Annotated in this window: 8 protein-coding genes, 3 pseudogenes and 1 other annotated feature; of the genes and pseudogenes, 6 read left to right on the forward strand and 5 right to left on the reverse strand. The window is 37.4% G+C overall.

Translation table 11 applies throughout. From position 1 onward, the window contains the following. Positions 1 to 104 precede the first annotated feature (104 nt). Positions 105 to 1274: an FtsW/RodA/SpoVE family cell cycle protein gene (locus tag ACIQZA_RS22270; RefSeq protein ID WP_400940718.1), complete on the reverse strand. Its 1170-nt coding sequence runs from the start codon at positions 1272 to 1274 to the stop codon at positions 105 to 107. A gap of 625 nt (positions 1275 to 1899) precedes the next feature. Here ACIQZA_RS22270 and ACIQZA_RS22275 point away from each other — a divergent pair. Both ACIQZA_RS22275 and ACIQZA_RS22280 read left to right on the forward strand, forming a co-directional pair. After that, positions 1900 to 3573, forward strand: a complete 1674-nt coding sequence (locus tag ACIQZA_RS22275; protein WP_400940715.1) for a methyl-accepting chemotaxis protein — start codon at positions 1900 to 1902, stop codon at positions 3571 to 3573. A 320-nt stretch (positions 3574 to 3893) separates the two neighbouring features. Further along, positions 3894 to 4847, forward strand: coding sequence for an L-threonine 3-dehydrogenase (locus ACIQZA_RS22280; protein ID WP_400940712.1), 954 nt, complete (start codon positions 3894 to 3896; stop codon positions 4845 to 4847). A gap of 377 nt (positions 4848 to 5224) precedes the next feature. Here the strand turns inward: ACIQZA_RS22280 and ACIQZA_RS22285 are convergent. Beyond that, positions 5225 to 5589: pseudogene (locus ACIQZA_RS22285) on the reverse strand (Tn3 family transposase); the annotation flags it as partial. 1 nt (position 5590) lies between these two features. Continuing rightward, positions 5591 to 6039: pseudogene (locus ACIQZA_RS22290) on the reverse strand (DUF4158 domain-containing protein); the annotation flags it as partial. Between ACIQZA_RS22290 and ACIQZA_RS22295 the strand changes: the two are divergent. The 4 genes and pseudogenes from ACIQZA_RS22295 to ACIQZA_RS22310 all read left to right on the forward strand — a co-directional run. Next, positions 6017 to 6565: pseudogene (locus ACIQZA_RS22295) on the forward strand (recombinase family protein); the annotation flags it as partial. The pseudogenes ACIQZA_RS22290 and ACIQZA_RS22295 sit on opposite strands and share 23 nt — an antisense overlap. Positions 6566 to 6628: 63 nt before the next feature. Next, positions 6629 to 7591 carry a helix-turn-helix transcriptional regulator gene (locus tag ACIQZA_RS22300; RefSeq protein WP_402883846.1) on the forward strand — a complete coding sequence of 321 codons (963 nt, stop codon included), beginning with the start codon at positions 6629 to 6631 and terminating at the stop codon, positions 7589 to 7591. 75 nt (positions 7592 to 7666) lie between these two features. Next, positions 7667 to 8299, forward strand: coding sequence for a type 1 glutamine amidotransferase family protein (locus tag ACIQZA_RS22305; protein WP_400940709.1), 633 nt, complete (start codon positions 7667 to 7669; stop codon positions 8297 to 8299). A gap of 291 nt (positions 8300 to 8590) precedes the next feature. Further along, positions 8591 to 10216 (forward strand): long-chain fatty acid--CoA ligase, encoded by a 1626-nt coding sequence (locus ACIQZA_RS22310; RefSeq protein WP_402883844.1) that lies wholly within the window; start codon positions 8591 to 8593, stop codon positions 10214 to 10216. Between the two features lie 43 nt (positions 10217 to 10259). Here the strand turns inward: ACIQZA_RS22310 and trpB are convergent, their stop codons facing one another. Both trpB and ACIQZA_RS22320 read right to left on the reverse strand, forming a co-directional pair. Continuing rightward, entirely contained in the window at positions 10260 to 11423 is a 1164-nt protein-coding gene (gene trpB / locus ACIQZA_RS22315; protein WP_402883842.1) for a tryptophan synthase subunit beta, read from the reverse strand. A 60-nt stretch (positions 11424 to 11483) separates the two neighbouring features. Then, positions 11484 to 11684, reverse strand: a binding site (T-box leader). 156 nt (positions 11685 to 11840) lie between these two features. After that, positions 11841 to 13409 (reverse strand): IS1182 family transposase, encoded by a 1569-nt coding sequence (locus tag ACIQZA_RS22320; RefSeq protein ID WP_402883841.1) that lies wholly within the window; start codon positions 13407 to 13409, stop codon positions 11841 to 11843. Positions 13410 to 13625: the final 216 nt, after the last annotated feature.

The following is a 13625-nucleotide window of genomic DNA, read 5'->3' on the forward strand; positions in this document are numbered from 1 at the left end:
ATAAGAAAGGCAAGGCGCACTATGAGTATGAATAAAATAACTCCTGCCAGAAATAGTAATAATAAAATTCTCCTTTTTAAAGTATCATTCATACGAGCCTTCACCTACTCTTTTGTTGTTTTAAATATGTAGCCACTATAAGAATTATAGATAATCAGCACAATGCCCATTAACATGAAATTTGATATGAGGGAACTACCGCCATAACTTAAAAATGGCAAAGTCATACCTGTTACAGGTAAAAGTCCAATTGTCATACCGATATTTTGTGTAATTTGGAAGGCTAATAAACTAGCAATGCCTGCTCCCATTAGTGTCATAAATGGGTCCTTTGCTTCTACTGTAATGAGAACAATACGGTAAATAACAAAAAACAGAAGAGTAATGACAAATGCCCCTCCAATGAACCCGAACTCTTCAGCGATGTTGGCAAAAATGAAATCGGTATGCTTTTCCACGACATAGACATTATTTTTCATGTAACCTTTTCCAGTAAACTGCCCTGTACCAATTGCCGAAAATCCCTGCCTTGTTTGAAAAGATGAGTCCGGATATTCATTTGGTTGCAACCAGCCATAAATTCGAGAAATTTGATGCCCTGATAATTTATTTAAAATTTCATCTGTAAAAAAATCATTAAACTTTACATAAAGAATAACCACAACGCTGAGAATTGAAACCGGAATGGCTGTAAAGATTATAAGTAATTTTTTTTGTATACCTGAAAAGAAAATCATCGGTACAATCATCGACATATAGAGCATTACCATGCCCGTATCTGGTTGCTTGTAAACAGCAAGCATAGGTGGAAGAGTGATAACAGCAATGATTAAGAGTAGTCGCATATCCGTTAAAAAGGTTGGGCGCTCATATTTCTCACGATGTGCAACAATGACCTTACTGACCACGATTAAAAACGCGAACTTTAAAAACTCTGACGGCTGAATAGAACCTAAAACTGGGATTTGGTACCAGCGTTTTGCCTCATTTATAGTCCGAGCTATACTTTCTGGTGCAATAAATAAGCCAAATGTTAATAAGACCATCGCCCAATAAAATGGCCAGCCAATCTTTTTTAGTTGCTCAATATCAAGCATTGCTACTCCATACATAATTAAAAATCCGATTAGGTAATAAAAAAACTGCTTTGTAATAAACGAGCTTGTATACTGCTCAAACACCGTACTACTGGAATGAACAAAGAGACAACTAATGATACCGAGTAATGCCAAGCTAATAACCAAACTTTTATCTAATTTATTGAACTGTAACATTCATACACCTCCCTTTTGAGTAATTTTGCCTTGTCGCAATTGTCGCTGCCGCTTTGCTTTCGCGCAGAAAACAATTGCCGCTGCCGCTTCGCTTTCGCGCAGAAAACAATTGCCGCTGCCGCTTCGCTTTCGCGCAGAAAACAATTGCCGCTGCCGCTTCGCTTTCGCGCAGAAAACAATTGCCGCTGCCGCTTCGCTATCGTATTAAAAACACTGAGCAGAAGAAGATAAACCATACTATTAATAGACAACGCTAGGGAATTCAGAAGGTTGCAAGTTAAATGATTATTATGATTATTAGAAGTTATAAACCAATTTTGCTACTTTGTTAATTTTACATTTGACGTTACCAAGATGTTTGATTGATTTATATTCGGAAGTAAAGCAGTGGGAAGTTACGGGGAAAGCGAGCTCTTCATCAGGTAATTTCCGTATCAAACTGGTATGTCCCTGAAGGCATTTAATGAGGACTAATATCATGTTAGCTCGAGGGGGATATGCGCCGATTATATTAGGAGTAATGGGATTATTTTCATAACTCTTCGTGCAATCTTTACAAAAACATAACACTGGCTTTAAATCTTCATACTATCATTATTGGTAAGAGTTGGAGAAGGAGCCGAAGATGATGCATTTTTTTCGATACATAATGGTGAAGGACAAGTTACTTATACTGATGATTGTTTGTGTACTATCAAATGTATTGCTAGGTATTTTTAGTGTTGATTATTTACGGAAAATGTCATGGCATGCAAGTGAAAGTTATACTGAAGGACTTGTACCGATCGGATGGTTAAATGAACTAGAGGAATCACAACGACAATTAGATTATTTAGTAGATTCAGTCGGAGCTTATCAAGAAATGACTGTCATTTTAAAAAACGCTGAGCAGTCTTTAAATCATTTAGAAAGTCTAGAAATCGATAAAAAGACGAACCATCAGATGAAGAAATTTAAAACTCTACTAGCACAGCAGGTAGAAATGATCAATAACTATAAACAATTGGGCCAAAAAGAACAGAAACAATTTTATGGTCAGTCTTATTTACCTGTAAGCCAGCAAAGTCATTCATTATTAGAAGAAACTCAAAGCTATTTGGTTCAGCGGGCTAAGGAACAGCAACAGGCATACCAGAACGATGTGCAATTTGGTTATTGGCTATTAGGGGGAGTATGTTTATTTGTTGTTTTGTTAGTAATCTGTATAGGATTTGTAGCAACAAAAGCTGTGAATATACCAACGCGTCAATTGAAGTCATTATTAAAGCGTGCAGAGCAGGGGGATTTCACAGCGAATGCCAGTTATGTGGCGCAGGATGAGCTTGGCGAGGTAGTATTGTCTTATAATCAGATGACAACAGAGGTGAAAAGACTACTTCATACAGTATCAAATAGTGCACATGAGGTTGAAGAAATGACTGGGAAACTTCAGGAATCCTCCGAAAAATCGTCTAACACGACGCACAAAATTGCAAAGGATGTACAGTCTATTTCAGATTCAACTGCTGCTTCTACTAAAAAATTAGCTTCGAATACTGCATCTCTAGAGGAAGTGTTAAATGGTGTGCAAGTAATTTTGGAAAAAGTGCAGGTTGTTGAAAATTTTGCTCATAAAACTGCGAGTGATGCAGAAAGTGGTACGGAAATTGTACAGGCGAATTTAACTCAAATACAGGCTATTAAACTTGCAGTTGAAAAATCGAATACAGCCATTTTTAATCTTGTAGAGAGAGCAGCTACAATCGATCAAATGGTTGAAGTAATTGAAAAAATTACCGCGCAAACAAACCTCCTAGCCTTAAATGCATCTATTGAGGCTGCTAGAGCAGGGGAGCATGGTAAAGGATTTGCGGTGGTGGCCAATGAAGTTCGCAAGCTTGCAGAGCAAACAGTTCATTCAACCCAAACGATTACGTCCATTGTACAAAATATTCATTTAGATTCCAGCTATGCTGTGCAAATGATGGAGGGTGTGTTAGTCGCAACTGAAAAGGGGGTGCAGGTTACAGGAGATACGGCAACAAGCTTCGATCATATTTTAGAAAAAGTACATACAATGAAGCCATATATAACGGAAGTATCTGCAACTATTCAAGAAATTGCCAACCATACGAAAAAGGTTAGTGAAGATGCGGTAGTGTTAACATCATTTTCTGATACGAATGCAGCATCCACTAAACATGTAGCTATATTAACAGCCGATCAATTAACCGCACAGCAGCAATTCCATGATTATATTAAAGAGCTACATAAGGTATCAAAAGTTTTACAAATAGCCGTAAAGCGTTTCCGTATTTAATAAGAACAAAAGGATCTTCTTTGTCAACAAAGAAGGTTCTTTTGTTGAGTAGTATTAAACAAAATTAAAACTGTTTGAATGTCCGTTTGAGACGCACATATGTATTTTATATGTTTTTCTAGCACAATATTTTATAGGTCTCATATACTGATGGTAAAGGATTTTTTGCTCTGTTTTTAAAAATTGAAAATATTATAGTTGTATTTTTAATATGAACACTTTATAATGAAATTCATCAGAAGTGTTATTAAATCAATGGTTAGTTATGTATTATTGTACTTTCTGAAAGTACAATTGTTCACAGGTGGAGGTTTGGAGAAATGGAAAAGATAATGGTTACAGGAGCACTAGGTCAAATAGGTTCTGAGCTTGTAGAAAAACTTCGTGGTATTTATGGAGAGGACAATGTGTTAGCGACAGATATCCGGAAGCTTGAGCATTCTAAAGGTCCATTTGAAGTGTTGGACGTGACGGATGGACAAAGAATGCATGATTTAGCGAAGGATTTTGGTGCAGATACAATGATGCATTTAGCGGCGTTATTATCGGCAACAGCAGAAAAAAATCCTTTGCTAGCGTGGAATTTAAATATGGGCGGTTTAATGAATGCGTTGGAGGTTTCGCGTGAGTTAAGCTTGCAATTTTTTACGCCGAGCTCAATAGGCGCATTTGGTCCATCGACACCAAAGGATAATACGCCACAGGACACATTACAGCGTCCAACAACAATGTATGGGGTAAATAAAGTTGCTGGTGAGCTGTTATGTGATTATTATTTCAATCGTTTTGGTGTAGATACCCGCGGTGTACGCTTCCCTGGGTTAATTTCATACGTAACTCCTCCTGGAGGCGGTACAACAGACTATGCGGTAGAGATCTTCTATGAGGCGATCGAGCAAGGGAAGTATACATCTTATATTCAAGAAGGTACGTACATGGACATGATGTACATGCCAGATGCATTGCAAGCTATTGTAGATTTAATGGAAGCTGATAGTAGCAAACTAATACATCGCAATGCCTTTAATATTACTGCAATGAGCTTCGAGCCATCTGAAATTGCGGCGGAAATTAAAAAGCACTTGCCACATTTTCGTATGAATTATAATGTAGATCCGGTTCGTCAAGCGATAGCAGATAGCTGGCCAAATTCTTTAAATATAGAAGCCGCACAAAATGAATGGGGCTTTAAAGCACAGTATGATCTAGCAAGAATGACAGTTGATATGCTAGATAAATTAAAAATTAAACTACAGACAAAAGCCTGTTCATAAATAAAAATTCCTAAAAGTGGGGCGAAGAATTTAGTTTTCTTCGTCCTTTAGTGTGAATGCTGGCCGATTCCGGATGCAATTATGCAGAGGCATAATTGATATGGAATAATTTCTGTTTCAAGTGAACACTGTGCGAAAGCGCAGCAACAGCAACAACAAAGCGCACAGCAGGAACGGAAATCACCCCCTCGTTTTGCGTAGTTTTTCAACAACATGGGATGAAGAAAACGATTTAGTTTTCTTCATCTCTTTTTAATTATTATTATTTTAGAAAAAGTTAACAACAAAAAGAAAATTATTGGAGGGGTACCGTCAGGAAAATGCGGAGTTACAACGCTAAGCCCATTTTCAAGACAATTCCCCCATTTTTAACAACGTTAAGAAAGTTTTAGTGGTCTTAAAGAATCTAATGAGATCACTTTCTCCGATTTAAAATGGTATTCTCCTAGTAAATTAATATGTTCCCAGCCTAAAGGTGTACCTGTCTGTTTTTGATATTCAACTGCTTTTGTTAGATGTAGAGTATTCCAGATACTAATGGCAATGGCATTGATAATTATGTTTAAAGCACTGGCCCTTTGAAGCTGATGTTGCATGGTTCGTTCCCTAAGCTCTCCTTGTTTTCCGAAGAAAATAGCTCTTGCCGCCCATTCATGATAAAGATTGTTCTATTCGTCCCATTTCGCGTAAGGCTGTAGCTAAGCTGTTTTGTCTTGAATAGACCTAATTTCCCCATAATAAGCAGCCATTGCCCTTGCCTCCCACACCATTCTTTCAAGCGTAGTGAAAGCAGGTAATATGATTTTGTTTTTCTTAGAAAATCTATGCATTCATGTAGTAGATGAATAGCATCACCATTTTCCAAAGCCAATTGATGAAGGTGCTTAAATGTCATTCGATATTCTTTTAGAGTAAAAGTTAAAAAGTCGTATTCACTACGAATTTCTTTCAAATGATCCCAAAGTGTATTTTCTCTTTGAGGATAAAGACTAAGCGAAGATGGAGTGGCGCCGATTTGTTTCGATATATAATGTATGACTGAATCCGGGATGTTTTTGATATGAGTGTATGGCCAACCGGGATACCGAAGAACGGCTAATTGAACAGCGAACCCTAAACGGTTTTCTTCTCTCCCAATAGAGTGTACTCTATTGATACAAGTGTAGGAGACTGATAATAGCCAGAATCCTTCAAGGCAATTTCAGCAACTGAACGAAATCGGAATGGATATTATTTTTGAAGAAAAAGTTTCTGGAGCAACAAAAGATCGTGAGCAACTTCAAAAAATGTTAGAGGATATACAAGAAGGTGACATCATTTATGTTACGGACTTAACTCGGATTACTCGTAGTACACAAGATTTATTTGAATTAATCGATAACATACGGAGTAAAAAGGCAAATTTAAAATCCTTAAAAGATACATGGCTAGATTTATCAGAAGCTAATCCCTACAGCCAATTCTTAATTACGGTTATGGCGGGTGTAAACCAATTAGAACGAGATCTTATCCGTATGCGGCAGCGTGAAGGGATAGAACTGGCTAAGAAAGAAGGAAAGTTTAAAGGTCGGTTAAAGAAGTACCATAAAAATCATGCAGGAATGAATTATGCAGTAAAGCTTTATAAAGAGGGAGATATGACTGTAAATCAAATTTGTGAAATTACAAATGTGTCTAGGGCCTCATTATATAGAAAGCTATCGGAAAGGAACAGTTGATGAGTTATACCAAAAATCGGAAATATATAATAGAAAATAAATTCCTTATAGAGGTGGAATTATATGCCTAAAATTGACAATATGTTAGCAATTCTATGGATGCTTCGTTCAGGTGAAAAAATTACTGCAAAACAAATTTCAGAAAAGTTAGAGATGAATATAAGGACTGTGTATCGTTATATTGATACAATTTCAACAAGTGGCGTACCTATAATTTCAGAACCAGGACATAACGGTGGATACACTTTATTGAACAATTTTATTGAGGCTCCTCTTTTTTTTGATTTTGAGGAGCAAACTTCACTATTTCACGCTGCTGTTTTTGCAGAAGAAGCCGGATATTATGGGGGTGAAGCACTGAATAGGGCCATTTCAAAACTAAGTAAATACTCAAATCAAGAGCAGGAGACAAAGATAAACCAACATTTAACTAGTCTTGAAGTAATAAGTCGATTAAGCTCACTCTCTATGGAACCTTTTTTGAAGGAGTTGGAGCAGGCCGTAGCTGACGGGTACTCAGTAAAAATTCTTTACCATAAAAGTGGCGAAACGCAATTAAATTATAGATTGGTCGATCCGTACAGAATTATCTATTGGAATAATAAGTGGTATGTGATTGGATTTTGTCATCTTAGGAATGATATCCGTAGTTTTAGAGTAGATCGAATTGAAAGTCTAATGCTAACTGAAAATAAGTTTAACCGGCCAGAAAATTTTTCAGCACGTGACTTTTTTATGAAAAACCTCCTTCCAACTATAGAAGATATGGAAGGGATTACCTCTTTAGTTATTAATGGAAATGAAAGTACGCTGAATGATGTTTGCCAACATTGGTTTTTAGGACATTATTTACATGAACGAAATTCAAATCAAGCAGTTTTCCTTCTTGAAAAAGATATAGTACATACATATATACCTTATTTACTTTTACCGTACGGTAAATCTATTCAAATTATCGAGCCAATGAGTCTTAAGAAAAGACTTGTTGAAGTTCTGTCGGAATTAATACAATTTCATCAAGTATGATAACTTCCCTGACGTTAGCTGTCAGGGAAGTTATATTATAATTGCTATATAAATTGTGATTGGGAGTGTTATTGGATGCAAACAAAAAAAGTTTATCTATATGTATTTAACACAATGTCAGACTGGGAATATGGATATTTAATTGCCGAACTAAACACAGGAAGATTTTTTAAAAAAGATATAGCACCTTTAAAAGTAGTTACAGTAGGAGCTAATAAAGAAATTATTACTACGATGGGGGGACTGAGCATAAAACCAGATATTCCCTTTGATGAGTGTACTCTTGAGAGTAAAGATCTTTTAGTTTTGCCTGGAGGGAATACTTGGGGAGAAGTTATTCATCAACCAATCATGAAAAAAATTGGCGAAGCTTTAAAGCTTGGCACTATTGTTGCTGCAATTTGTGGTGCAACTGAGGCCCTTGCGAATATGGGATACCTAGATTCTAGAAAGCATACAAGCAATAACTTAGAGTATATTAAAATGGTTTGTCCTAATTATAAAGGAGAAAAATTTTATGAGATGGGACCTGCGGTATCTGGTGAGAATTTGGTTACTGCATCAGGAGTAGCTCCTCTGGAATTTGCGATGGAAGTACTGAAAAAATTAGATGTATTTGCACCAGATACATTACATTCATGGTATAACCTAAATAAGACTCACAAACCTGAATACTTCTTCCAGTTAATGAATTCAATAAATAGATGAGCTGAAAAAATCAACTTAGCAGATTTATATTATTTAAATTACCATGTTCTAGCCAATGTCAAAGCATGGTTTTTGAATATAACTTAAAAATGCTTATGGAGTAATGAAAATTCCTTAACGTTGTAAATCCGCATTTTCCTGACGATACCCCTTGGAATACATAGCGTATTTTGTGATTTTACAATATAATAATATTCAGAATATTAATAGTATTCAATCAAAATATCTCTATTAATATTTCACAAAGGTAATGTAAAGGGAGTTCACAAGACGAAGGGATGGATGGTTTATATGATGCAGACGCCGTTAGTATTAACAAATTTTTTTAAACGAGCAGAAAGCTATTTTGCTAGAAAGACTATTATTTCACGGACGAGCCCACAGAAGATTCACCGTCTAACATATGGACAATGGGCGAAGAGGACACGTCGTTTAGCGGATGCGCTTTCAAAGCTAGGGATGACAAGAGGAAAGAAAATTGGCTCCTTTGCCTGGAATCAGCATCGCCACTTAGAGGCTTATTTTGCGGTACCGTGTTCTGGCGCTATTTTGCACATGGTGAATATTCGTTTATCAGAAGAACATTTAATTTATATTATTAATCATGCAGAAGATGAAATTTTAATGATTGATGTGGATTTGCTACCAATTATTGAAAACATTGCACCCGAGCTCAAGACAGTGAAACATTATATTATTATGACGGATGAGGATACTTTGCCAGAAACGACATTACCGAATGCATTATCATATGAGGATTTATTAGCAGCAGCAGATGAAAACTATGAGTTCCCAGAGGATATAGAAGAAGATGAGCCTGCTGGTATGTGCTATACAAGTGCTACAACAGGAAATCCAAAAGGGGTTGTGTATTCACATCGGGGTATAGTGCTACATAGTATGATGCTAAGTATGTCTGATTCAATGGGCATTTCTGAACGTGATGTCGTGATGCCGATTGTACCAATGTTTCATGCAAATGCATGGGGTTTACCGTTTGCAAGTGTCAATGTGGGTGCTACACAGGTATTGCCTGGCCCACAATTCACATCGGCAATCATTTTGGATTTAGTGGAGCAGGAGAAGGTTACATTAACAGCTGGAGTGCCGACAATTTGGATCGGCGCGTTGCAGGAACAGGAGAAACGTGAGCGAGATATTAGTTCGCTACGAGCTATTTGTTGTGGTGGCTCTGCTTCACCTACTCGACTTATTCGTACATTTGAAGAGCAGTATGGCATTCCATATATCGTCGTGTATGGAATGACTGAAACAACGCCGATTGTTGCGTTATCAAATTATATGTCTTGGATGGATGAATGGCCAATTGAAAAGCGTATTGAATCGCGGGCAATGCAAGGAATGACAATGGCCGGTATTGAATCGAGCATTATTAATGACAGTGGCGAAGTGCCATGGGATGGAGAAACAATGGGTGAGTTACGCTTGCGAGGTCCATGGATTTCACACGAGTATTATCGTGATGAACGTACAAATGATGCTTATCGTGACGGCTGGTTATATACAGGGGACATTGCGGTACGAACAGAGGATGGCTTTATCAAAATAACAGATCGTACAAAGGATTTAATTAAATCGGGTGGGGAGTGGATATCCTCAGTTGATTTAGAAAATGCGTTAATGACCCATGATGCTGTTTTGGAAGCGGCAGTTATTGCAATTCCGCATATCAAATGGCAAGAACGCCCGCTAGCTTGTGTAGTATTGAAGGAAGGAATGGCGGCAAGTGAAGAGGAGCTTTTGGCATTTTTAGAAAGTCAATTTGCAAAATGGTGGGTACCGGATGATGTAGTATTTTTAGATGAAATTCCAAAAACATCAGTTGGAAAGTTTCTGAAAGCAAAGCTTCGAGATAATGTGACAGAAATTTATCCGAAATTAGCTTCATTCGTATAGTTAAAAGAGCGATTTCCACAAAGGGAAGTCGCTCTTTCATTTTTTATCTACTTAACATTTGAAATACTTGTTCTACGTCTTTGTCTCCACGGCCAGAGATATTGATAATAATGCTCTCTTCCGGTGATAATGTTGGCGCAAGTTTTAGTGCATGAGCAACTGCGTGGGAGCTTTCAAGTGCCGGAATAATTCCTTCAACCTTTGACAGCACTTGGAATGCTTCAAGCACTTCCTCATTCGTCACCGTTACATATTCTCCACGACCAATTGTTTTTAAATAGCTATGCTCTGGACCAGCACCAGGATAATCTAGTCCAGCGGCAATCGAATACGTTGGTAGTGGATTGCCTTCTGTATCTTGCAGTACTAAACATTTGAAGCCGTGTAATTCACCGGGTGTTCCTTCATTTAATGTAGCTGCCTTATCAGGTTCAATGCCGATGAGGCGAACATTTTCATCTGCAATATATTCCGCAAACGCACCGATCGCATTACTGCCGCCACCGACACAAGCAAGTACTGCTGCTGGTAGCTTGCCTTCTTTTTCTATAATTTGTTCACGACTTTCACGGCTAATGACGGATTGGAAATGCTTGACCATTGAAGGGAATGGGTGAGGTCCTACAGCAGAACCTAGTAAATAAAAAGTCGTCTCATAGTTTTCCACTAAGTCAGCAAATGCTTCATCCACAGCATCCTTTAGTCGCCCTTGACCTTTATCAACAGCTACTACCTTTGCACCAAGAAGCTCCATTCGGAAGACGTTTAATGCTTGACGCTTTGTATCCTCTAAACCCATATAAATTGTGCAATCCATTCCGAACATTGCACAAGCCGTTGCTGTTGCCACACCATGCTGACCCGCACCTGTTTCGGCGATCACACGATTAGCACCCATGCGCTTTGCTAATAAAATCTGTCCAAGGACGTTATTAATTTTATGTGAACCTGTATGGTTAAGATCTTCACGCTTTAAATAAATTTTTGCGCCGCCTAATTGTTTTGTTAAATTTTCACCAAAATAAAGTGGAGATTTGCGCCCAATATATTCATGGAAATAATAATCTAGCTCTTTATTAAAGTCTTCATCGTCTTTATATTTTTGGAAGTTTTCATCTAAAATATTTAATACATTTTGAAGTTCATCAGGAACAAAGCTACCACCAAATTCACCGAAATATCCTTTTTTCTCTACTACTATACTCATCTTCTCTCGACTCCTCTTTTCTAATTTTTCCATAAAAAAAAGTCACTACAATCCTTCTGTAAAAAGGACGAGTAACCGTGGTGCCACCTTCATTCGCATAAATTGCGCGCTTTGAGTACTCCGGTAACGGGGAGTAAATTCGTCCTCACATTTGATGAGGCTGCTCCAAAGCCCATTCGCAAGTATGTACTACTGATTTGCACCACCATCAGCTCTCTTTAAGTACGCCCGCTTGCTACTATTCTTTTTCTTAGCATTTATTGAAAAGAATTGTAAATTATTTTCAGAATATTGTCAAGAATAGCAAGGAAATAAAAAAGGGGCTGGGACATAACTAGCTTCAATTCATGAGAAATCCGACTTTGAATTCATTCAAAGTCGGATTTCTCTATCTTTTATGTTGTCTCCAGATAGCTTTTAGCTAATGGCTGTGAATTTTCTTAAATTCACGGCCATTAATGCGAGGCCCATCTCGTTTTCCACCTTCGATTTTCCTCGTACAGAAAATCGGGTGAAACGCAAATTAGCCTTCAAGAATCCAAAAATTGGTTCCACATCGATTTTACGTTGACGATAAAGGGTACTCGTTTTTTCTTCTGAAAGCTTTGCTCTCACATATTCTTTTTGTTGTTCCCACTTCTCATTCACCATTAACTTACGATTATTTCCTTCTTTTGCTTTTGTACATAATGAACGGAGGGGGCATCCGGAACAGTCTTCACATTCATATACCTTAAACTCACGCGCGAAAACATACTTATCCGTTTTCGTGGTACGATATTTAAATACAAGATGTTGTTGGTTTGGGCATGTGTATCGATCATTTTCTTCATCATAATCCCAGTTCGCTGTATTGAATTCGTTTTGCTTATACTTTTTCTTCTGTTCTTTTACATACAAGTTGTACGTGATTAAGGCTTCTCGCTTACGATTCGAAAGGATATCATCATAATTTTGTTCACTGCCATATCCAGCATCTGCGACGATATGTTTTGGTAGCTTAAAATAATGTTGTCCGATTTCATCTAAAAATGGGATTAATGTACGTGTATCCGTTGGGTTTGGAAAAATGCTGTAGGCAAGCGCATACTGACCTTCTGTTGCCACTTGTATGTTATAACCTGCCTTCAATTGACCATTTTTCATATAGTCATCTTTCATACGCATAAATGTCGCATCCGGGTCTGTTTTCGAGTAACTATTTCGTTCGTCAAAGATTTCGAAGTCTCTTTGGTATTTTAGTTTGCGTTCAATATAGTCGATTAATTGTTTGCGGGCTTTCTTTGGAAATTTCCGTTCCGTTCTTAAAGCCTTTCGCTCTGCTACATCTGATGAGTCCTCAATTTTTCGATTATATTCAGAAATCACTTCATCTACTTTATCGACCATTTGAGCGAGGTCTTCCAATGCTAATTCCTTTTCATTTTCCCGTTCAATTTCTGGGATGATTTCTTTTTCAAGTAGTTCATCGTATAGCTGGTTTGACTTTTCAATTAGTCCGTTATGATATTTCTCAATCGACTTTTTCCACACGAATGTAAATTTGTTCGCATTTGCTTCAATCTTAGTTCCATCAATAAAAATAGCTTCCTGATCAATTAATTTTTCCTGTACTAGCTGGCAGCGGAATTGAACGAAGCATTGACGAATCAACTCTTTCACCTCTGGTTGAACACGGAATCGATTGATTGTGCGGTAGGTTGGTTCATACCCTTGAGCTAGCCACATCATCCGAAGACTATCTTTTAAAAGAGCCTCAATTTTGCGCCCTGAGAAGACAGATTGCGTGTAGGCACATAAGATAATTTTAAGCATCATGCGTGGATGGTAGGCAGGACAGCCCTCATTTCGAAGGAATGGTTCAAACGCTTTGGACGGGATACTTTCGACTAAATGGTGGACATGGAAGACAATGTCATTCTTTTGTAACTTCACTTCTAAATCTAAAGGCAAAACTAATTGATTCATGTTATAATCTTTAAACATAAGGATTCTTCTTTCTGTATAATTTGGTTGTGGTGACTTAATTTTATCAGAAGTGGTCCTTATTTTTTATGAAAAAAATTTCACCGGCTTTTTAGTTTAGAGAGGGGTTATGTCCCAGCCTCTTTCTTACGATTAGTCAACCTTATTTAATGAAATAATTTATATTTTTATGAGTGTGAAGTGGTGAGGGATATCCCTCACCACTTCACACTCATT

This window comes from Lysinibacillus sp. NPDC096382 (assembly GCF_044762845.1).
In the GTDB taxonomy this organism is placed as follows: Bacteria; Bacillota; Bacilli; order Bacillales_A; family Planococcaceae; genus Lysinibacillus.

Bases quoted from the DNA above. Each gene is read 5' to 3' on its own strand.
- ACIQZA_RS22270 (WP_400940718.1), bottom strand. From the start codon at position 1,274: ATGTTACAGTTCAATAAATTAGATAAAAGTTTGGTTATTAGCTTGGCA.
- ACIQZA_RS22275 (WP_400940715.1), top strand. From the start codon at position 1,900: ATGATGCATTTTTTTCGATACATAATGGTGAAGGACAAGTTACTTATA.
- ACIQZA_RS22280 (WP_400940712.1), top strand. From the start codon at position 3,894: ATGGAAAAGATAATGGTTACAGGAGCACTAGGTCAAATAGGTTCTGAG.
- ACIQZA_RS22300 (WP_402883846.1), top strand. From the start codon at position 6,629: ATGCCTAAAATTGACAATATGTTAGCAATTCTATGGATGCTTCGTTCA.
- ACIQZA_RS22305 (WP_400940709.1), top strand. From the start codon at position 7,667: ATGCAAACAAAAAAAGTTTATCTATATGTATTTAACACAATGTCAGAC.
- ACIQZA_RS22310 (WP_402883844.1), top strand. From the start codon at position 8,591: ATGATGCAGACGCCGTTAGTATTAACAAATTTTTTTAAACGAGCAGAA.
- trpB (WP_402883842.1), bottom strand. From the start codon at position 11,423: ATGAGTATAGTAGTAGAGAAAAAAGGATATTTCGGTGAATTTGGTGGT.
- ACIQZA_RS22320 (WP_402883841.1), bottom strand. From the start codon at position 13,409: ATGTTTAAAGATTATAACATGAATCAATTAGTTTTGCCTTTAGATTTA.